This window comes from Chamaesiphon sp. (assembly GCF_041738855.1).
Lineage (GTDB): Bacteria > Cyanobacteriota > Cyanobacteriia > Cyanobacteriales > Chamaesiphonaceae > Chamaesiphon.
Genome location: NZ_JBGSPA010000084.1, coordinates 15,737 through 36,000 on the forward strand (window position 1 = coordinate 15,737; position 20,264 = coordinate 36,000).

Sequence of the window (20,264 nt, forward strand, 5' to 3'; positions counted from 1 at the left end):
TGTCAAGTGCTAAATATCTGAAAAGTTTGCAGAGGTGCGATCGCAACAGTCACAGAGATCGGCAATATTACTCTAGGTAATAGATCGACATTCGGTATTAAATGATAGTAGCTATTTTGTCATTCGCCCAGTATGAGCGATGCCCGATCGGATATGTCAATCATCGATGCACAATTAGTCAAGATTGAGATATCTACTCTCCCTGACGATCCACAGTCTAGACTGAGCCTCAACTATCAAGGACAGAGCTACGATCTGCGTCAAGCTTTTGCCAGTCACAAACTCGATCGCGCCCAGCAATTGCAACAATCGCTACTCGTGCCTAGCAGCTGCACCACCAGACTTAATGAGTCTGTCCCCAGTGCCAGCCCAAATCGGTATTTATTAGTGCGCGAAGTTGATTATTACTCATTATGGGAACTAAATCGATTGACTGTGGAGCTAGTCTCAAGTCTAGGCGACTCAGAGGCTGATGACGATCGCGATGCTGTGCTGGAGCTGCAACAAGCAAGTATTTGGTTGTTTCAGGAACTGTGGTTGCAGTGGCAAGATTTGCTAGGAGAGGGGCAATTAAAAGTATTTGCCAAAGAGTTACTCTCTGTAAGTCCCCAACTGCAAACGTGGGTAGATCTCGATCGCTTATTGATGCTCGATCCGCTTGCTTTAGATAAATTAGGATCTTGGTCAGAATTAGATTTTCAAGCATTCGATCGTCAGATCTATCATCTTACTCAGCAAAAACTCGGTCATCAATTTGGTACTAAATTAACGATCGATATTATTGAAGCGATGCCGGATTCATCCAGAGCAATCTTATTAGATATTTTAGAGATTTGACAAATTACCAAGCTCTAGCGATCGGTTGTAGCTACTCTTTCAACACTATTATCTATTCCCTCCTGCCTACACATGACTAAATCATCGCCCCAAAAATCAGATCGACGCAATTGGCTGAGTGGGGAATATGTGATTTATTGGGCATTGATTTGGGCGACGATTGCCGCACTGTTATATCTCAACTTTAGCGTTGTCGATCCGCAGGCTACCCGTCCCGTCTGGTTTAAAGTGGCGACTACTGGATTGGAAGAAGTTGGGTTGATTGTCGCTGGGTGCTTGTGTTTACGCAACTGGCGCAGTGCTTATATTGCTGGCGGTAGAGCGGTGTGGTTATTATTTGCGATCGCGATGTTTGCTTTTTTTGTGGGCAATCTCTGGTTTTGTTTGTGGGAAATGTGGTGGGGATTGGAGCCAGCCGCTTCAATCGGAAATCTGTTTTTTGCGTTATTTTATCTGATGTTGATTGCGGGGATGAGACTGGCAATCCTCGATCGCGATGTTCGGTTGGCGATCGGGCAATGGGTGCTGGTTGCTGGTGTGGCGATGCTCGGTTTGACAATGGGGTGCTGGCTGACTACGCTCCCAGCCAGAGCGATCCTCCCAGCACCAGCCGCGACAATTGCTGCCAGTCACCAGACGATCTCCATCGCTACTGCACCGACAATTCCCCTTCAGCTAATGAGCCTCAACACCATCCCCTCCCCAAACCGCGCGCCTGACTGGGTACTAGCGATCGATCGATCGATGCAACCACTCGTGAGTACCTTCAATTCATTTTATGTGCTGTGCGATTTAGTCCTCCTGACTTTTGCCACAATTCTATTTTTAGGATTTTGGGGTGGTCGATTGGGATTACCATGGCGGATGACCGCGCAGGCTGTATTATGTTTCTATATCGCCGATACTTGGTTTGCTTATGCTCATAATCAGGTGCAAGGATACGAAAGTGGCTTTATTATGGAAGTGTTCTGGATTTTTGGCATTGTCCAGTTTGGTGTTGCCGCTGCGTTAGAATTTGATAACTCCATTCGTGCTCGCCGTCTCGCTCGCCGACGAACTGCTATTAAGTAAACATGAGTTCTAAAAAAATTACCGATGCAGATAAGTTGGAGATCGCCCGTCTCTACCGTCAGGCTGGAGATACCACGGCATCTCTAGCCAGTCGTTATGGAGTCAGCAATTCTACTATTAGTCGCCTTCTCAAAACTAGTATTCCTGAAGCTGAATATGAGATCCTGATCCAACAAAAACGGGGATCTAAAGTGGGACTAGAAGAGGACAGCTCGGCAACAATGGAAGAGTCAAATGTGGTAACGCCAATGACAGTCCGATCCCAGCCACAGATCGAACACAAGGTGAGTCAACCAGATGAGTCGTTTACCCCCATCACAGCTAGTAAGAGTCAACCAGATGGCTCATTTCCTCCCAATTTCGTAGACGACATCGTTCAACCAGATGAGTCATTGACTCCCAATCTCGCAGCTAGTGCGAGTCCACCAGATGACTCATTTACTCCCAATTTTGCAGATGGTGAGGCATTGGTGGTGACACTGGAGCGAGATCGCACATTGCCACCAACTAGTGACACCGAGGAAGACAGTAATGCGAATCAGAGTCGCCGAGTGCGCCGTCGCTCCTCAGCACCTGTGACAAAGCATCCAGAGGAGCCAATAACGACAGCGAATCTGTCAGCAACTGTTGCAGATCCCCATCAACCAGTGACAGATGCTACACCCACAGCAGCGATTGTGGCAGAGCCACTTACCGATAGTCCACGGATTGTTCCCACCCCGACTACTTCACCACGGCTCGTAGAGCCACCAATTCCGCGTCCACCAGTCTTGCAAGCCATACTTTCCGACTCAAAGGATCGCTATTCCCCGCCGCCTGCACCTGTAATATTGGTAGAAACTGCACCAGAGGATAGCGATGAAGATCCAGATTCACAGCCAGAGGATGTCAATGCGCTAGCGGCGATGTTTGGCGAAGAGGTTGCCGATAACGAAGATGATGAAGAATTTGCGGAGGAAGATTGGGATGAGGAACCTGAATCTGCCGCTCAACAACTCAATCAAAATCAATTTCTCACCGAAGATCGCCTTCATATCCAAGTTACGCCGCTTTCCAAAGCTACTTTGCCACGGACTTGCTATATCGTGATTGATAAGTTTGCTGAGTTGATCGTGCGTCCACTCAAAGATTTTGCCGATCTCGGACAAATTTCTGGTGAAGAGATCCAACAACGCACGTTACCAGTTTTTGATAATCATCGCATCGCCAAACGATTCTCCAATCAACGTACTCAAAGAGTGATCAAGGTACCAGATAGTCGAGTTTTTCACAAAACTACTCAACACTTGCGATCGAAAGGAATTACTTGTTTATTGGTGGATGGGAATATCTATTCTTTGAACTAGGTATTAGGTGTTGGGTATTAGGTGTTAGGTGTTAAAAGTCAATCTAAATGCTTATCTCTAAAGCCTAAAGCCTAAAACCTAATTCAAAACGGGTAACTTAGTCAGTCCAACAACCAGATTGGGATTATCTTGCTTGAGTTGCGCTTCAAATCCGTAACAACTATCACTACTTGTTTTGGCTAGCGAACTTTGCGCCTGACAGCGTTCGGAGAGGATTTGTGCGATGGTAGATAGCAACAATCGATCGCGTTTTTGGTAAGCAGTTTCAAATAATTTAATCGCTGCACGCAGATCGGTTTCGCTGCGCTGTTCTCGTCCGCGAATACCGAGGAGTTGGGCTTTATAATAGGTCAATTCAGGATTTTGAGGCGCGAGTTTGCGCGCAGCATCAATAGCTGTATTGGCTTTATCATACTCCTTCAAATCCCGATGACCGATATACATCCCGCGCAGAGCCAGATATTTAGGTTCGGCATTTTTTAATTGCTCGATCGCTTGGTTGGCATCAGAAAATGGTACATTTACAGCCAAGAGTAGATCCATATAGCCTTTGATTAGATTTAATTCAGAATTATTGGGAGCGAGTGTTTTGGCTTTATCGATGTATTCAAACACCATCTGAAGCTTGCTCAAAGCACCCAGCGCACCACCATTTTCCTTCTTCATTTCATAAACCGCCAAAATTGCCAAACCGACACCCTGATACAAGTTTCCGCGCATCGGATTGGTTGACATCAATTGTGCGGCGGCTTTGACAGTCCGATCTCCATAGATCTTCACCTGCTCAAAATCCCCAGCACTAAACGGATAAAGAGTACTCATTGCATAAGTAAGTGGCTCATTTGGCTCGGTTTTGAGGGCGAGGTTGAGGTACGTTCTCGCCTTGGCATAGTCACCATCTCGAAACATCGCTTCCTTAGCTCTCTCGACATTAGAACCCTTGCGGATGCGACTCCCTGCTGCGGGCAATATCATATTACTATTGGGTTTTGCTGCTGGTTTGGGATTGGCGAATGCGGGGGCAATGATGGAGTTAAAGTGAATAGTTGATGCGATGATTGCTGATTGGGTGAGAGTAGTAGTAGCTATAGCCAATAGAGTCCGAACGGAAAGCTTGAATTTCATGAAATTAGTCGCTGGTAACTATAGATACGAACGGGGTTTTAAAAATAGAGCAAAAGCGGTGCGGTTACAACGATCGATCTAGCCATCGATCGTTGTATACTGTACTGTCTGGACGTGAGTGTAGATCGATTGTTCCGATTTAATACTACAAGATTATTGGTGTCGCTAGAGTCGTCTCGAAATTAGCTCGATCGCGTTTTCAATTGGTATTCTGAGCAGTTATGCTAACAAGATAGTCTCGAATCGAAACTCGCCGCAGCTTGAGTTTGGCGAAATTGTCTCAAACCCAGAGATGCTGCCTACTACCCCCGATCGATAACTCTCTAGCTCGATGCTCAAACTCAAACATCTGTCCTATCATCCACCAGCCAGCGATCGACCGATCCTCAAAGATCTTAACTTAGAATTGGCACCCCAGCAATTGGGACTAATTATCGGTGCCAGCGGTTCGGGCAAAAGTACCCTACTCGAAATTTTGGCAGGATTGGCAAGTGGTACTAGTGGTAGTGTCTGTTGGCGCGATCGCGTGTTAGACTCCGATCTACGCCAACAATTAGGGGGACTCGTATTTCAGTTTCCCGAGCGGCATTTTTGCACCAACTCGATCTTAGATGAATTGCGACTGGGACATCCAGAACTGGGAGCCGAACGGGTAGAGCAAGCTCTCAGCTCTGTAGGCTTGGCGGCTCTACCTTTGTACACATCCCCTCATGCCCTCAGTGGTGGACAGCAGCGACGTCTAGCCCTCGCAGTGCAACTGATCAGGCAACCCCCCCTACTACTCTTGGACGAACCGACAGCAGGCTTGGATTGGTCGATGCGACAGCAGTTGGTCAATCTACTCGCTCAACTCAAGCAGGAATGGACGCTACTGATCGTTACTCACGATGCGGGGGATTTGTTAGCAATTGCCGACAAATGTTGGCAGATCGAGCAAGGGGTATTGACTCAGACTCAGATCGATCGTTAGATTAATTGATAATTGGGTTATTGATAACTGGGTTATTGGGTTATTGGGCTATTGGGGTGGGGATTTCAATCCCTGTTATTCGTTAAAGAGTTGATAGTTAATTTAGATATTTTTCATCACAATTACTCAAGTATATGGATTTATCATCAATTTCTAGTCCCAACTGCTTGCCAGAAATGGATGCGATGTGGCAAGAAACGCTTAATTGGTGTCCCACCGCAGCACAGCAATTGCAGCTCCAACTTTTGTACTCAGAAGTAGTTGGTGCCAACCACAAATTAAACCTAACTAGAATTACCACACCTGAAGATTTTTGGGAAAAACATTTGTGGGATTCCCTACGAGGTGTAGGGGACTTAATCGTTTCCTCAGCATTGCAGGTAGTTGACATCGGTACTGGTGCAGGGTTTCCAGGATTGCCACTCGCGATCGCTAGACCGGATTGGCAACTGACCCTAGTTGATTCTACTGCCAAAAAGGTCGGATTTATTGAAGCGATCGCGCCATTACTCGGCTTGACTAATGTACGTACTTTAGTCAGTCGGATCGAAGCTTTGGGACAAGCAAGACAGCACCGTCATCAATACGATCTCGCCCTCATTCGCGCGGTATCAGCGGCAAATGTTTGTGCTGAATATGCACTACCATTGGTAAAAGTCGGTGGGACTGCAATCCTTTATCGTGGTAATTGGACGACTGAAGAAGCCGAGAGTTTGGAATTAGCAGTAGCTAAACTCGGTGGTGAGATTGCGAAGGTCGATCGATTTATGACGCCCATTAGTAATAGCATTCGCCACTGTATTTGGCTATCTAAAATTACCGATACACATCCCTATTATCCCCGCGCTGTCGGTATTCCTACCCTGAAGCCACTGTAAGAGGATTACTATGAGTAGTTAACTTGGTTGATGTCGATCGCGCTGCTAGTAACAGTCCATCGATCGATCTAGCCCTCATCTTAACTGGTGGGGGCTATTTCGATTCTAGTCTGTCGAGTTCGTCGAGTATTTCCAAGCCTCTAGCCGCCGATCCTTTATCGGCTCTCGCCTTGAATCGATTGTGGGTGTCAAACTCAACTAACGCGGCTGTTGTAAGCTCTTCAATCATTTTATTGACACTTACGCCTTGACTCGCGGCTAGTGCCTTTAATCTCGAATGTCGATCGTCTGGCATCCTTACTGTTAAAACTGCCATAAAGTTATTCTCCGATAATTTGGTATGGGCTGAGAATTTGCAATTGGGGGAATGTTAGTTCGGAACCTCTAAAATCCTTGAGATTGTTAGTAGCCACGATCCGAGCATTCCCCGCGATCGCTAATTCGATGACGTGGTTATCACCCTCATCTCTCAAATTAGGTCGCCATGAATAGTATATATAGACCCACTTAGACACACTCAGAAAGCCGTCTAGTAGCTCGTTGACCTTACTCCGATCTAGTTGACATTTGGCGATTATCTCTTCCCGCTCGATCGCTGATTCGTACTCTAGATACAGAGCATTACTCATGAGCGGCTGATATTCACCGAGTAAGCAAAGTCGAATCAGTTCGCGGTTTAGTCCTTGAGAACTGAGGATCGCCCCAATAAACACATTGGTGTCTACTACTATTTTTACGCTCATACTAAAATGATAGTCTATGTGATGTCAATTTGGGGCTATTTCGATTATATAGGCAAGTCAGCCTAATATCTCGGAGTTACCCTGACATGGATGTTTTAGAGGGATTATGGGGTCTTTAATTGGCTGGCTACTTTCTTGATTCGACTCATGGAAGCAGACTCTAAGGCTGTCCCGTCTGTTTTTTGGAAACCGATACTTACTAGAGATCGGGCTAGATCGGCGTTATCTTTCGGGTGAAGCTCGATCGATTCAGTTACTTTAGCCAACAGATCGGGATCGTTTATTAGCTTGGTATAAAACCGCCGATTGTCGTTATTGACCCAATCGGGTTCATCTTCAGGCTTTTGTTTTTTGGCGATAGTGGCGACTTGAGAGGGTTGCGATCGATCGACCGCCTCGGCGCGCTTCGCGTTCGATATCGAAGAAGATTCATCCGATACGGTATCCGATTCTTTATCGGCTGACTTGTCCGGTAAGCGATCGGATAGGGTAATCACCAACTTTTTCAAGTCGGATAACTCTTGCTCGATCGCGACTACTCTAGAGGTTAAATTATCCGATAAATTAGTACCAGATAGGCTTATCTGATAATCATCGGATAAGTGAGATATGCCAATGCGGATCAATTTGACGACGGTGGGAGTGAGGATAATTTCACCCGATCGATGGTGGATTTTAGCCCCGTCTTTCTGCGCGATGAATTTAATCGCTGCATAGATTTCATCGGGAAACCTAACGTCAATACGGCTATCGCTCTGTCTGGTTTTCTTGGTTTGAGTATCTTCTATCATGTATCCGATAATGTTTCGATACTTATACGATAACACGTTATCGGTTATTTGTCCGACAAATATCGGATAGCTATCATTTGTCGGATTACATACCGGATAATTTAATCTATCGGATATGTACTCGGATTAATTATCGGATAGTATGTAGGTATGGAAACGGAAAAGCCAACCGCAAGCCAGGAGAAATCTTGGGATTTTTCAGTACGAGCGATTGTTGGTAAATAATGTCATACAAACGGCTCTCGCCCCAATCATCGCACAACAGCTCTAGAAATTGGTCTGGGTGAATCGCTTCAATATTGTAGGCAAGCAGGGATTTCGCAGGGAAATCTTTGAGATTGAAGGTCACAATATATTGCGATTGGCTAACAATGGCTGTGGCTGCAACGTGGCGATCGGTTTCGGCGTTAGTCATGGCTGCAACAATTTCTAATAGGGCATCAAAAAAATTGTCAGGGAAAGCATTTTGAATTTGTCGTTGATAATATGCTTCTTTCTCTGGTTTCAATCTACCCTTGAGCACCATATTTCGGGTGGCATCTTCAACTATTTTTTGAGAGAGGACTATTTGATATAGATTTGCTTCTGCGGCTCTGAGCATGGTGTCACACAAAGGCATCCCGAAAATTATGCAGGAATCAATGACGGCTGTAATCATTTATTTGCGATCTCGGTCATACATTCCTGGATGTATTCGTCTTCGTAGAATCCTTCGGCTTGTAAGAATTCTGAGAATAGATCGAGGTAATGATTTGAGGTCGGGTTAACTCGAAGGTAGTTTCCTCATCGGTGGTGTGCAGAGTCCGAGTGCTGAAGCCGAATCCCGTCGCAATTCGGCATAAGTCATCGCATTGGTCGGGGCTAATATGACTCACGTTGTCATAGACCATCAGATGACGGCAGGTAGCTGCTGCAGCTAACTTATGGGTGTCGTTCTGAAGCTTGATTAGAGCCGCCTTACCAGGATCGATTACAATACTTCTCGGTTAATCTAAAAACTAGTTAGTCCGCGTAGTCCGCGTAGGCGGACTTTGCACCACTAGCGGCGACTTCAGTCGCTAGCAGTTCTTAAACGAGAAGTATTGGGATCGATTAGCCCTTTGATGATTTCTGCTGCTGCTGTTTTCCCGCTCCCCCTGTGGGCGGATAGAACCAGTACGGGGTATGTTTTATCGTGACAGAAACAGAAGAGTAGGAATGTGACGATTAGCGTCCATGATGAACCATCCACATTGAGCAAATCCTTCAACTCATCGAGATTTCCACCAGTAACCGGAATGGGTAGGAGTAGTAGCGAATCGGGTCGCCAAAACCGAACAGGCGGGTCGGATAACAACCGCCAACCAGATGAATCGACTTCGATCGCTTTCCAGTCATCAGTACCCAAGTCGAGATAAATTTTCCCTTGGTATTCGGCTGTTCTTAGATGAACCTCGCGGGTTTCACCTCGGAAAATGGCGATCGCTTCTAAGGTCGAGAGTGTATCTTGAAGTGTCTGCGATCCGATTCCTTTCTCAGTGCGATCGAGATATTCACCAGATAGCGATAGTCTGAAAGCCTTGGAGCGAACAGAATAGGTGTGTCGGTTGCCATCGATCGAGACATCAGCGTAGGCTATCTTGTCTGAGGTATGGAAGTAAGTAGCTATTTTGGCAATTTCTAACAGTTTGCCACTAGCAGATTCCCGTTCCTTCTGCTCGGTTGGGATAGCACTTTTATCTTTTTTAGCCTTTTTGTTCCAGGCTTTTAGAATATTGTCAACACCCTCAGTTGTACAGGCAGGTGTGGGGTTCCCTTTCTGTGCAGATTCCCAAATTGTATCGGGGTGGCTATCATCTGGGGTTGACCCCAAGGGTGGAGAACAATATTTACTCCCATCATCACCCGTCGAATCGTTGAATATGACGGTACTCCATGTCGGGAAATTCCAAATGTCTCAATTAGTTCTTGTTGATGTCTTTTCACAAAATCTCCACATGCTCTATATCCTGATGCTCCATTCATTGTCTCCATGATTACAAATAGTAATACCAACCATAATGGATGCCTCCGTCCATCTGTTGTTCTAAAATCTTCTACAAGCTTGAGTTGTTCGATTAAATTTGTGGTCATTTTTTTCTATCCCCTTCCCACTTGCTATTTTACCTCCCTTGGGAATGAATCAGCCCTGCCCGTGAGAGGGAGGTATTTTCACCGATGATTAAACTATGCTGCCACAATATAGATTTTAGCAGAAGACAACAACGGCAGGATTCGCACCTGCATGACTGGGTATACTCCACAGCGTTTTGGCAATTAAACTACGTTGTTAGTGTGACAGCAGATGGACTCGAACTATCATCACCTGCTTAGCAGACAGACGCTTTCACCAATTAAGCTATACCATCACAAATCGATCCTAACAGAGGGTGGTAGTTCGAGCTGTCAAATCGATCGATTCATGTCTGGATTATAAATTTGTCAGGATGAATGCCATGATTTACCCAGGTAATCGCCGCCTCCGCACTTGTCATCTCTGGCGGTACGCGCAAGACGTGAATATGTCCAGTAGATGGACAAGTCATTTTTAGTAATACCATCGACTCATAAATATCTCCCCAGAAAATGTATCCAGTGTAATTTGGGTAGATGCTGGAGAATTGATAGATCGGTAAGCGGATTTCCTGATAAGTCCAAACTTGTCAACTCGCGTAGTAGTCTGATACTGTTCGGTAGTGAAGTCAATTGATTACCGCTTAAATTGAGATGAACTAGATCGATCGACTGACCAATATTACTTGGTAACTCAGTAAGTGTGTTCTGAGACAAGTCTAGTCTCTTCAGTTTAGTCAATGTATCGAGATGGAGCGGCAGACTGCTGAGATTGTTACTACTAAGATTTAATTCTATCAGCCCAGAAAGTTTCGCGAAACTTTCTGGCAATGATATCAAATAATTGGCATTGAGGTGTAGATGAGTTAGTTTGCTCATTTCACCGATCGCATCTGGTAAAAAATCAAAGAGATTGCCGCCAAGATACAGATGGGTGAGATTGGTTAAATTGTCGATACTACTAGGCAAGAAAGTTAATTGATTACCCCGTAAATCCAGATGACTCAGCTTAGTTAGGTTTCCGATACTTGCAGGGAGAGAGGTTAATTTATTTGTGCTTAACTCTATACAAGTCAACTGGGTCAATTTACCGATCTCGAAGGGAAGAGAAGTTAAGTTGTTTTTTGATAAGTGAAGATGAGATTGTGAGATATGTTTATTAATTTCTATTAGCAAACATTTTTGTAAATCTCTAGGTAGTTTAATCAGTGATTTACCAACAAGCTCGTTGAGCTTATCATTTTTAATTTCAAGTTTGACGACCTCGCGATCGACTATTCTTAAAGCTGAAGGTAGCAACCTTATCTCGATCCAATATTTGCGAGGTAAATTTATACCCCAGAATTTAACCGTTCTTAGATTTGGTAGACTATGCAGTACCGATAGATCCATCAGTGGATTACCAGTAATGTCTAGATGGGTGAGATTAGTCAGCTTTTTAATACTTTGCGGCAATACTACCATTTGATTACCATTCAATAGCAATCCTGTCAAATTAGTCAGCGCGGTAATACTTTCAGGGAATACAGTCAGTCGATTGAGGCTCAAACTCAGCCAGGTTAAATTCTGGAGATTGGCGATGCTATCTGGTAAATTGCGAAGCTGATTTTTGTATAGTCGCAATTCGCGTAATTTGGTGAGATTGCCGATCGAGTCTGGTAGAGTAATTAGGCGATTGTCAGTCAATCGGAGGCTGACTAAATCGGTAAGATTGCCGATCGATCTTGGTAGCTCATATAGTTGTTTTTGGTAGAGATCTAGATGAGTCGATCGATCTTGAGTGGCTCGATCGATTATTATTTATAATTCTGTTGGTGTCATTATTTATAGCTCCTGCGATCTTTGTTAATTACTAGTGGGGTTGGGCGAGTTTGTTTTAATATCATGGCTGAGTTACAGGTATTGCTAGCATAAACCCGCCCCTACAGATTTTTAATTTATTCAATCACCATTGAACAATTTGATAATCTTTAAATAGCCGCCCAAACTGATTATTTCCTGTATGTAATCCTGTCCAAATCGGGTCGCAAATTCGGGCGGCAGCATCGATAATTGTAAATGGTGGCTCCGTACCTCGATCGATCATTTCAGTAGAGATCGGATGTGGATGTTGAAAACTAACCCAACCTGGATCGACGGCGTTCATAAAAATGCGATGTTTGGCGTATTCTTTGGCACAGGTGCGCGTCATTTGATTGAGCGCGGCTTTTGCCATATTCGTATGTGGATATCGCCAGGGTTTATCTACACCTTCAAATCTGCCTGCTTGGGATGATACATTGATAATATACTTATTAGTATTCGATCGCCTATTCATCATTGCTTTCAACCTACTATTAATTACGAATGGTGCGATCGCATTGACGACATGAACTTTCAATAATTCGACGATACTTACTTCATCATCTCGAAGCAACCAACTATTAATCGATCGCAAGTCGATTTGGTTGCCATCGCGATCGTATTTATCGATCGGAAACAATGCTGGATCTACCTCATCTTCAGGCAGCATCGAAATTTGAGATAATCCAGCTACCAGCTCGATCGATTGGATTGGTACTAAACTAGTATCGATATTCGATCTAACTAAACTAGATTCGGGAGTGGCGATTAGAGATTGTAATTGTGGTGCTAATTTGGCTATAGGTTGAGATTCTAGCTCGATTAAATGTCGATAATAAGCGGGAGGACGGCGGATAGTTTGAGCGGCGTTATTGACGATAATATCTATCTAGGAATACACACAAATCAGATACTGTGTAAATGCTTCTACTCTCGCTAAATCTCGCAGATCGAGGGGATAGAGCTGTAACCGATCGCGCCACGCCTCAAAGTCAATTTCCTGACTATATTTCTGCGCTGCATGATAGGGAAATCTCGTAGTAGCAATTACTGTGGCACCCGATCGCAATAATCGCAAACACACGCCATAACCGATATTCATTCTGGCTCCGGTAACTACCGCAATTTTGCCACTGAGATCGGCTGTTGCTTGTTGCTTGTGATGATTGAATTCGCCGCAGGATTGGCAAAGTTGATGATAATACCAGTGTCGATCGTTAAATATCTGTTTACAAACAACGCAACGCGGGGATTTATTGCTCATTAACTTTTTGAGATATGCGGCGATCGTTCATTTATTATAAGCTGGGCATGAATTGTCGCGTGTTTTTTCATTAGCGTCCATGTACAATTGAATTGTGTTGCTGGAAAAAACTATGGTTAAGACCCCAACTCGATCGATCCCGTTATTTTTGGAAAATGGCGATAGGCTTTCTAGCGCAGAATTCGAGCGACGCTCGGCTTTGCTGCCAGAATCACAGAAAGTAGAACTAATTGAAGGAGTTGTCTACTTAGCAGCAGATGTAAGATATCATTCTCACGCTCAACCGCATGGAATTATGATGGGGTGGTTGGGGGTTTATGCGTCGGCTACTCCTGGTGTAGAATTTGTAGATAATCCGACAGTGAGATTAGATCTAGATAATCAACCTCAACCAGATGCAGTATTGAGGATCGATCGATCGCGTGGTGGACAGTCGAGTATTAGTGACGATGACTATCTAGAAGGTGCGCCAGAATTAGTTATCGAAATTGCCGCTAGTAGTGCGGCTTACGATCTCTATGAAAAGAAAAGAGTCTATCGCCGGAATGGTGTGCAAGAGTATATTATCTGGCAAGTTTACGATCGCCGAATTAGTTGGTTCAGTCTCGAAGAAGGGGAATATATCGAACTCTCTCCAGATGAGCAGGGCACTATTGAGAGTTGTATATTTCCTGGGTTAGCATTGGATATAGAGGCAACTATCGATCTAGATTTGGGACGGGTGTTAACGGTTTTGCAGTCTCAATTTAACATACCAGCGCATCAGGAGTTAATCGATCGTCTAGCGTCTTTTTAAAAGCATCAAGGTAGATCTTCTAGAAGTATAATAGATTGGGCTGAAGCACAAAGATCGAGGATCGCAAACAATCGCATAATATTATTGATTTTAAATATTAGTGCTGTTGGGTTTCACTTCGCTCTACCCAATCTACAAGCTACTACATTTAATTATCAATTATCAATTATCAATTATCAATTAATTCAATAGCTATCATCATCAACATGAGCGTGAACTGTCAGCTCGTGATTGACTTGATTGAGTCGATCGGATATTGCTTTGCGCCACTCCAAACTAATGGTGGGATCTGCTAATACTTCCTGTGCTGATTGACGATATACCGCACTAGTAGTCGGATCGACTCGATCGATCTTTTCTAGATTATCGTACACAGTTTCCAGTGAGATTTGCATATTTTTTACCTCAATGTATTTATCGATCGATCGTTTATAACTATTGCTGTAACAACAATCCAATATCTACGGCAGATTGGTACTTCCCATCAGATATAGATCGCACTCACGCGCTACACCGCGACCTTCATTAAACGCCCAGACTACTAGACTTTGACCGCGCCGACAGTCGCCAGCGGCGAAGACACCAGGAATATTGGTGGTGTATTTTTCGTGCTCGGCTTTGATATTGCTGCGCGGATCTTGCGCTAGTCCCAGCGCATCGATGAGCGGCTGTTCGGGGCCGAGGAAACCCATTGCCAGGAGGACGAGCTGGGCGGGATTGACTTGCTCGGTGCCAGGGACATGTTTGAGGGCAAATTGTCCCTGTTCGTTGCGCTCCCACTGGACTTGAACGGTATGTACGGCGGTGACGTTGCCGTTTTCGTCGCCTTCAAATTTGGTGGCGGTGGTGAGATAGGCGCGGGGATCGTGCCCAAATTTGGCGGCGGCTTCTGCTTGTCCGTAGTCGAGTTTGTAGACCTTGGGCCATTCCGGCCAAGGATTGTCAGCGGCGCGTTTGAGTGGGGGTGTGGGCATGATTTCCAGTTGCTCGACGCTATTGCAGCCGTGGCGGATGGAGGTGCCCACGCAATCTGTACCCGTATCGCCACCACCGATGATGATGACATCTTTGCCTGCGGCGGAGATGAATTTGCTATTTTCTTGACCGTCTAATACCGCTTGGGTATTGGCGGTGAGGAAGTCCATCGCAAAGTGGATGCCCTTGAATTCGCGTCCGGCGATCGGTAAATCGCGGGGTTTGGTGGCTCCAGTGCAGAGGACGACGGCATCGTAGTCGTTTAAGAGGTCGGCGGTGGAGAGATCTTTACCGACTTCGACGTTGCATTTGAAGGTGATGCCTTCGGCTTCGAGTAGCTCGATCCGGCGGAGGACGACTTGTTCTTTTTCGAGCTTCATATTGGGGATGCCGTACATCAGCAATCCACCTGGACGATCTGCACGTTCCAATACTGTTACCCAGTGCCCAGCTTGATTTAGTTGGGCGGCGGCACAGAGTCCAGCGGGGCCAGAACCGACGATCGCGATCTGCTTACCCGTGCGGTTGGCGGGGGGTTGGGGGACGATCCAGCCCTCTTCCCAGCCTTTATCGACGATCGAGTGTTCGATGCTTTTGATGGTCACAGGGTCTTTGTGGATGCCCAGTACGCAGGAGCCTTCGCAGGGTGCAGGGCAGACTCTACCTGTGAATTCGGGGAAGTTATTGGTTTTGTGCAGCCTGTCGAGGGCTTCGCGCCAGAGTCCGCGATACACGAGGTCGTTCCATTCGGGGATGAGATTGCCAATCGGGCAACCGCTTGCCATGCCTGCGACCATGTTTCCAGTGTGGCAGAAGGGCGTACCACAGTCCATGCACCTAGCCCCTTGGTTGCGGAGCTGCTCATCGTGCAGCGGGAGGTGGAATTCGTCCCAGTTGTGAATGCGATCGAGTGGCGCGAGTTCACCTTCGACTTCGCGCAGGTATTCAATAAATCCGGTTGGTTTTCCCATAGGGGTTAAGATCTAGTCGATCGAATAATCTGTGTCGGTTGGTTTGGATCGTGAAATTTAACTGGCTCGGGCTGTTTTACTACGGCGATCTTTAAGTTACTGCCGCTCACAATTTTAAGCCGATCGAGCGATGAGGGTTGGTAAAAGGTACCGATCTGTAATAATTCTTGTGGAGACTGGAGCCGCTCTGTGCGATCGCCACTCGCAGTCATCAACCCCATCGCTACTTTTAACGAAGGACATGCGGTGGATTTCACCGCTTTTAGGTGATTGTTGTTAGGGTGGGTATTTCAAAATGACCCTAACAACCCAATTATCAATTATCAATTATCAATTAATTTAATTACTGTCTAATTTTAGTTGTAAATCCCGAAGCTTTAAATTTTTTTAATTGCAGTGGCAGCGTCGCACTCGATGGCACTGTAATTCGCATCTCAAAATCATTAATTCCTGGTGGTACCTGCTCGATTAAGCCTACCCGTCCCCGATTTGGCAAGACATTATTATTGTCCGCATCATAAATCCGTCCGTAGACATCTGCATCGTAGACAGTCTTACCCGACTTGTTTTCAGCTTTACCAGTAATCAAAAAACAAGCAGCATCTTGTGTCACACCACCGCTACTGACCGCACCTTTAGACATTTCTGCCGAACAATTTTTGTAGCCGATCTCCGTCAAGGGAATAGGCGTAACCGCTAATGCTGCGGGGGCAAAAAGTAACGTAGACACCGATAAAACGATCGCAGTGGCAAATGTGATAAAAGTATGAATTAACATGAGGAGGAGGGGAAGTTAGGAAGGGTAAGACGGGGAGTGAGAATTAAGAGCGCAGTTTTCACCCCTAAAGCCTAAAGCCTAAAGCCTAAGACCTAATCTAAAACCATTGTCCCCCATTGAAGCGCGAATAGGGTGAGAAAATCCGCAGGAGTGAATGAGTGACGATCGCACTAAGTAGACTGAAGCTAGTATAAAACCCGATGAACCCAGGAATATTAAAGCTAGCTCGATCGATACCAGGTAAACCGATTGTCTTAACAATCGTTATCAAAAACAGCCCTTCCCACACTGCACCCCCAAACTGTAACAAACCGTTCCAGTCGCCATCCCACCGCCAGCGTTGTGACTGATGATAGCCAAAATCCCAGACTAGTCCGAATAAGCCCAGATAGATGAAGGTTAGCAAAGTTTGTCCGGCGATCGCGGGACTAGATTTGACTACCATCAGGACGGTTAATAGTAGCCCAACTGTAGCTAATAACAAAACTCGAATTTGCCAGCGACCAAATAGAGTGAAAGTCATAATGCACCTATAGGGGATCGATCGAGTCTATTTGTCTGAACCAACAATAGTGATTACCTTATTATACCTGCTGCGATCGAATTCAATCCCCGTAACAATCTCGACGCCGAATTACCATCGTCAATGCTGGCGTTATTTTAGCTCTAGTCGCCCATCTGTGAGAGTGTTAAAATTGAATTACGTTAATCCAGATAGCTAGACTTATGAGTACGATCGATACAATCGTTCGGGAACTAGAAAAGATCCCCGAACCATTGCAACTAAGCGTTTTAGATTTTATTCGTTCCCTCGATCGTAAAGATTCAGCAGCTAGCCAAGCGGCGAAAGTAACTGAGACAACCACAAAAAGTTATCCTTTGCGAGGAATGCCGATTCAGATCGCGTCTGATTTTGACGAGCCGATGACCGACTTGTGGACGGCTTTGGGTGAATGATTGTTATCGATACCCATGTGTGGTTATGGCTATTGCACGAACCAAGTCACTTATCTAATGCTGCGCGAGAGTATATCGATCGAGAAGAACCTCAAAATGGTATTTTAGTTTCAGCTATTTCGGTATGGGAGATAGCTGTCAAATATAGCATTGGTAAATTATCATTACCATTGCCGATCGATGATTGGTATGCTCTAGCTAAATGCCATTCAGGGATAGTAATCGCAGCTCTAAATCCAGAAGATGCAATCTCTAGTACCCAACTACCTGGAGATTTTCATAAAGATCCCGCAGACAGAATTATTGTCGCTATGGCGAGAAGATATGATATCCCGCTGATTACTTGTGACCATAATATTCTGAAATATGCTCATGTAAAAACCATTTGGTAATCTCAACAATTGCCAGCGTCAGATTAGGTGATTAACAAAGTTTTACAAGCTAGCACTGTCAAACCCCTGTGCCAACTACTACACTAGAGATAATGCGTTAGGAATAGAGCATATCGAGACAATTTACGGCAACTTACAAGGATTAAAATCCAATCAGATCAAACAACTGCGGAAGCTATATAATGAGAGGCTTCCAGGCGATCGACTGACTACGCCAGAATTCGCTCAAAAGTTAGCGGCAATTAGTGCGGAAATCCGCGACCCAGTTAGCGTCTACGTCAATCGGCGCGGTCAGATTATCCGTTTGGGTGTGGGTACCCCTGGTCAAACTCAAATTCCACCGTTAGAATTACCCCGTTATGGTGCAGAACGGTTGAGTGGGATTCGGTGTATTTCGACTCAGCTCAAATCAGAAATCCCCAGTGAGAGCGCGCTCACCGCGATGGCGATCCAGCGACTGGATGCGCTGGTCATTTTGAATATTACTGGTAGCGGCTTTCAAAAGCGTGGTGGTGGTGCGACGGGATATATTCAAGATACCTATCTCGCTCACTTGGTACCGCATCCAGAGATTAATTGGACGATTTCGCCACCTTTGAGCCTCGATGCCATTAGCGACCAGGATTTTCTCGATCTGGTCGATGGGATCGAGCGGGAATACGAGCGAGATGTCGCGAATCAAAATGTCGCTGATGAAACCGATCGCGTATTATTAGTTGGTGTCAAAACCGACTATGTGACTACTCAGCGATTTAACGATGGATTGGAAGAAATCGTCAAACTAGTCCAAACCGCTGGCGGGGAAGTCCTCCAAACCGTCCAACAAAAACGATCGAAACCCCATCCCCAAACCGTTGTCGGGGAAGGTAAAATCCAAGAAATCGCCCTCGCCGCTCAAAAAATCGGCGCAAATCTGATCGTCTTTGATTGCAATCTCTCCCCCAGTCAAGGGCGAAATCTCGAAACTCAAATCGGGATTCGAGTAGTAGATCGAACTGAAGTAATCCTCGATATCTTCGCTCAACGCGCTCAATCTGGAGCGGGTAAATTGCAAGTCGAACTCGCCCAACTAGAATACATGATGCCGCGTCTAACTGGGCGGGGTCAAGCCATGTCTCGGCAAGGTGGTGGGATCGGCACTAGAGGTCCTGGAGAGACCAAATTGGAGACCGAACGCCGGACGATCCAAAAGCGGATTTCGCGGCTACAGCAGGACGTGAACCAGCTCCAAGCGCATCGTTCGCGGCTGCGGCTCCAACGTCAGCATCATGATGTCCCATCTGTTGCACTAGTTGGTTATACAAATGCGGGCAAATCTACCCTGCTCAATACGCTGACTAATTCCGAAGTCTACATCGCCGACCAACTATTCGCGACCCTCGATCCGACGACTCGTCGCTTCCAGGTACCAGCGAGTAATAGTGGAGACTTGCGGCAAATATTACTCACCGATACGGTTGGTTTTATCCATGAGTTACCACCGCCGTTGATGGATGCCTTCCGTGCCACACTAGAGGAAGTGACCGAAGCCGATGCGCTGATTCATCTGATCGATCTTTCCCATCCTGCTTGGCACAGCCACATTCGCTCGGTAATGGGGATATTGAGTGAGATGCCGATCGCCCCAGGACCATCCCTGATCGTGTTTAATAAGATCGATCGAGTGGATAGTGACAGACTCACTCAAGCTGCGGAAGAATTTCCCAATGCGGTGTTTATCTCTGCCTCCGAGCGGCTGAGTCTAGAGACACTACGCCAACGGCTCGGACAGTTAATCGCCTATACGGTACCTGGTTGAAGAGTTGTCAGTACCCCCCGCAGATACACTAGCTACACACCTTGAAAGCTAACTTTTTAGTTACCTTTTACGCTTTGGAATGATGACCATAAAGGTTAAGCTATTGTCATCTGTACTTGACAGGACACTAATTCATGTAGTTTCCGAAGAGCATACAGGGTGGTTTCTTTGAGAGTGTAGGAGTCGGTAAGCATAGAAGTTTGACAATCGACTCCTCTACTTTTTTACTATAAATAAGTATTTCTAAATTTCAGGCGGTGCCGATCTGAGCGATGATGCTCCGTTCTCACCACCATCCACCATCCACCATCCACCATCCACCATTCCCGATCGCCTAAATTAAGTTTAGGGGAAATTTGTTGCGTTTTCGCAAGATGTTTGTTACAATTCTTAATAAGAGAACAACAACAAGCTTTAAATCCAGCACTAACCGCCATTACAGAGGTCGATTGCGACCCGGCACCAGTTTTTGTCAGAGTCTAAGGAACGAGTTTTCTCCTCCCAACACAGCTCATTTACCAGCAGATCGGTCTGCTGGTATTTTTATCTGAATAATCGCTATCAATACTTCTCGTTTAAGAACTGCTAGCGACTGAAGTCGCCGCTAGTGGTGCAAAGTCCGCCTACGCGGACTAACTA

Annotated in this window: 25 protein-coding genes and 1 tRNA gene; 9 read left to right on the forward strand and 17 right to left on the reverse strand. The window is 45.6% G+C overall.

Going from position 1 to position 20,264, the window contains the following annotated elements; all coding sequences use genetic code 11:
* The first annotated feature begins 153 nt into the window (after positions 1 to 153).
* The 3 genes from ACEW9I_RS08385 (at position 154) to ACEW9I_RS08395 (ending at position 3,254) form a co-directional block, all read left to right on the forward strand.
* Entirely contained in the window at positions 154 to 837 is a 684-nt protein-coding gene (locus tag ACEW9I_RS08385; protein ID WP_373539896.1) for a hypothetical protein, read from the forward strand.
* A gap of 72 nt (positions 838 to 909) precedes the next feature.
* The gene (locus ACEW9I_RS08390) at positions 910 to 1,908 is read left to right on the forward strand and encodes a hypothetical protein (RefSeq protein WP_373539897.1); all 999 of its coding nucleotides are present in this window, start codon (positions 910 to 912) and stop codon (positions 1,906 to 1,908) included.
* Between the two features lie 2 nt (positions 1,909 to 1,910).
* Positions 1,911 to 3,254 (forward strand): helix-turn-helix domain-containing protein, encoded by a 1,344-nt coding sequence (locus ACEW9I_RS08395; RefSeq protein ID WP_373539898.1) that lies wholly within the window; start codon positions 1,911 to 1,913, stop codon positions 3,252 to 3,254.
* 78 nt (positions 3,255 to 3,332) lie between these two features.
* Here the strand turns inward: ACEW9I_RS08395 and ACEW9I_RS08400 are convergent, their stop codons facing one another.
* A complete protein-coding gene (locus ACEW9I_RS08400) occupies positions 3,333 to 4,379 on the reverse strand; it encodes a Sll0314/Alr1548 family TPR repeat-containing protein (RefSeq protein WP_373539899.1) in 1,047 nt (348 codons plus the stop codon).
* Between the two features lie 331 nt (positions 4,380 to 4,710).
* Between ACEW9I_RS08400 and ACEW9I_RS08405 the strand changes: the two genes are divergently transcribed.
* Positions 4,711 to 5,349, forward strand: coding sequence for an ABC transporter ATP-binding protein (locus tag ACEW9I_RS08405; protein WP_373539900.1), 639 nt, complete (start codon positions 4,711 to 4,713; stop codon positions 5,347 to 5,349).
* 134 nt (positions 5,350 to 5,483) lie between these two features.
* Positions 5,484 to 6,227: a 16S rRNA (guanine(527)-N(7))-methyltransferase RsmG gene (rsmG, locus tag ACEW9I_RS08410; RefSeq protein ID WP_373539901.1), complete on the forward strand. Its 744-nt coding sequence runs from the start codon at positions 5,484 to 5,486 to the stop codon at positions 6,225 to 6,227.
* 94 nt (positions 6,228 to 6,321) lie between these two features.
* On the opposite strand, the gene ACEW9I_RS08415 is transcribed toward rsmG, so the two are convergent.
* The 11 genes from ACEW9I_RS08415 to ACEW9I_RS08465 all read right to left on the reverse strand — a co-directional run bounded on the left by ACEW9I_RS08415 (position 6,322) and on the right by ACEW9I_RS08465 (position 12,958).
* Positions 6,322 to 6,543, reverse strand: a complete 222-nt coding sequence (locus tag ACEW9I_RS08415) for a toxin-antitoxin system HicB family antitoxin (protein ID WP_373539902.1) — start codon at positions 6,541 to 6,543, stop codon at positions 6,322 to 6,324.
* 4 nt (positions 6,544 to 6,547) lie between these two features.
* Entirely contained in the window at positions 6,548 to 6,970 is a 423-nt protein-coding gene (locus ACEW9I_RS08420; RefSeq protein WP_373539903.1) for a putative toxin-antitoxin system toxin component, PIN family, read from the reverse strand.
* Positions 6,971 to 7,074: 104 nt separating this feature from the next.
* Positions 7,075 to 7,761 carry a hypothetical protein gene (locus ACEW9I_RS08425; RefSeq protein WP_373539904.1) on the reverse strand — a complete coding sequence of 229 codons (687 nt, stop codon included), beginning with the start codon at positions 7,759 to 7,761 and terminating at the stop codon, positions 7,075 to 7,077.
* A gap of 130 nt (positions 7,762 to 7,891) precedes the next feature.
* Entirely contained in the window at positions 7,892 to 8,419 is a 528-nt protein-coding gene (locus ACEW9I_RS08430; RefSeq protein WP_373539905.1) for a PIN domain-containing protein, read from the reverse strand.
* A 393-nt stretch (positions 8,420 to 8,812) separates the two neighbouring features.
* Positions 8,813 to 9,613, reverse strand: a complete 801-nt coding sequence (locus ACEW9I_RS08435) for a hypothetical protein (protein ID WP_373539906.1) — start codon at positions 9,611 to 9,613, stop codon at positions 8,813 to 8,815.
* On the reverse strand, positions 9,508 to 9,873 hold the full coding sequence (locus tag ACEW9I_RS08440) for a transposase family protein (protein ID WP_373539907.1): 366 nt from the start codon (positions 9,871 to 9,873) through the stop codon (positions 9,508 to 9,510). Before ACEW9I_RS08440 ends, ACEW9I_RS08435 begins: the two co-directional genes overlap by 106 nt.
* Before the next feature lie 202 nt (positions 9,874 to 10,075).
* A tRNA-Ser gene (locus tag ACEW9I_RS08445) sits at positions 10,076 to 10,148 on the reverse strand.
* A 51-nt stretch (positions 10,149 to 10,199) separates the two neighbouring features.
* Positions 10,200 to 10,340, reverse strand: coding sequence for a hypothetical protein (locus ACEW9I_RS08450; RefSeq protein ID WP_373539908.1), 141 nt, complete (start codon positions 10,338 to 10,340; stop codon positions 10,200 to 10,202).
* 4 nt (positions 10,341 to 10,344) lie between these two features.
* Positions 10,345 to 11,652, reverse strand: a complete 1,308-nt coding sequence (locus ACEW9I_RS08455) for a leucine-rich repeat domain-containing protein (protein WP_373539926.1) — start codon at positions 11,650 to 11,652, stop codon at positions 10,345 to 10,347.
* Positions 11,653 to 11,797: 145 nt separating this feature from the next.
* Positions 11,798 to 12,364, reverse strand: a complete 567-nt coding sequence (locus ACEW9I_RS08460) for an SDR family oxidoreductase (RefSeq protein ID WP_373539909.1) — start codon at positions 12,362 to 12,364, stop codon at positions 11,798 to 11,800.
* 219 nt (positions 12,365 to 12,583) lie between these two features.
* On the reverse strand, positions 12,584 to 12,958 hold the full coding sequence (locus ACEW9I_RS08465; protein ID WP_373539910.1) for an SDR family NAD(P)-dependent oxidoreductase: 375 nt from the start codon (positions 12,956 to 12,958) through the stop codon (positions 12,584 to 12,586).
* 112 nt (positions 12,959 to 13,070) lie between these two features.
* On the opposite strand from ACEW9I_RS08465, the gene ACEW9I_RS08470 reads away from it, so the two are divergent.
* Positions 13,071 to 13,754 (forward strand): Uma2 family endonuclease, encoded by a 684-nt coding sequence (locus tag ACEW9I_RS08470; protein ID WP_373539911.1) that lies wholly within the window; start codon positions 13,071 to 13,073, stop codon positions 13,752 to 13,754.
* A gap of 185 nt (positions 13,755 to 13,939) precedes the next feature.
* Here the strand turns inward: ACEW9I_RS08470 and ACEW9I_RS08475 are convergent, their stop codons facing one another.
* From ACEW9I_RS08475 to ACEW9I_RS08495, 5 genes are all read right to left on the reverse strand, one after another.
* Positions 13,940 to 14,149: a hypothetical protein gene (locus ACEW9I_RS08475; RefSeq protein ID WP_373539912.1), complete on the reverse strand. Its 210-nt coding sequence runs from the start codon at positions 14,147 to 14,149 to the stop codon at positions 13,940 to 13,942.
* 66 nt (positions 14,150 to 14,215) lie between these two features.
* Positions 14,216 to 15,700 carry a glutamate synthase small subunit gene (gene gltD, locus ACEW9I_RS08480; RefSeq protein ID WP_373539913.1) on the reverse strand — a complete coding sequence of 495 codons (1,485 nt, stop codon included), beginning with the start codon at positions 15,698 to 15,700 and terminating at the stop codon, positions 14,216 to 14,218.
* 5 nt (positions 15,701 to 15,705) lie between these two features.
* Positions 15,706 to 15,957 (reverse strand): hypothetical protein, encoded by a 252-nt coding sequence (locus ACEW9I_RS08485; RefSeq protein ID WP_373539914.1) that lies wholly within the window; start codon positions 15,955 to 15,957, stop codon positions 15,706 to 15,708.
* Positions 15,958 to 16,043: 86 nt separating this feature from the next.
* Entirely contained in the window at positions 16,044 to 16,478 is a 435-nt protein-coding gene (locus ACEW9I_RS08490; protein ID WP_373539915.1) for a hypothetical protein, read from the reverse strand.
* Positions 16,479 to 16,575: 97 nt separating this feature from the next.
* Positions 16,576 to 17,001, reverse strand: coding sequence for a hypothetical protein (locus tag ACEW9I_RS08495; RefSeq protein WP_373539916.1), 426 nt, complete (start codon positions 16,999 to 17,001; stop codon positions 16,576 to 16,578).
* Between the two features lie 203 nt (positions 17,002 to 17,204).
* Between ACEW9I_RS08495 and ACEW9I_RS08500 the strand changes: the two genes are divergently transcribed.
* The 3 genes from ACEW9I_RS08500 (at position 17,205) to hflX (ending at position 19,625) form a co-directional block, all read left to right on the forward strand.
* On the forward strand, positions 17,205 to 17,435 hold the full coding sequence (locus ACEW9I_RS08500; RefSeq protein ID WP_373539917.1) for a DUF2281 domain-containing protein: 231 nt from the start codon (positions 17,205 to 17,207) through the stop codon (positions 17,433 to 17,435).
* On the forward strand, positions 17,432 to 17,827 hold the full coding sequence (locus ACEW9I_RS08505; protein ID WP_373539918.1) for a type II toxin-antitoxin system VapC family toxin: 396 nt from the start codon (positions 17,432 to 17,434) through the stop codon (positions 17,825 to 17,827). The genes ACEW9I_RS08500 and ACEW9I_RS08505 overlap by 4 nt, the downstream gene beginning before the upstream one ends.
* Positions 17,828 to 17,939: 112 nt before the next feature.
* Positions 17,940 to 19,625, forward strand: a complete 1,686-nt coding sequence (gene hflX, locus ACEW9I_RS08510) for a GTPase HflX (RefSeq protein ID WP_373539927.1) — start codon at positions 17,940 to 17,942, stop codon at positions 19,623 to 19,625.
* Positions 19,626 to 20,264 lie beyond the last annotated feature (639 nt).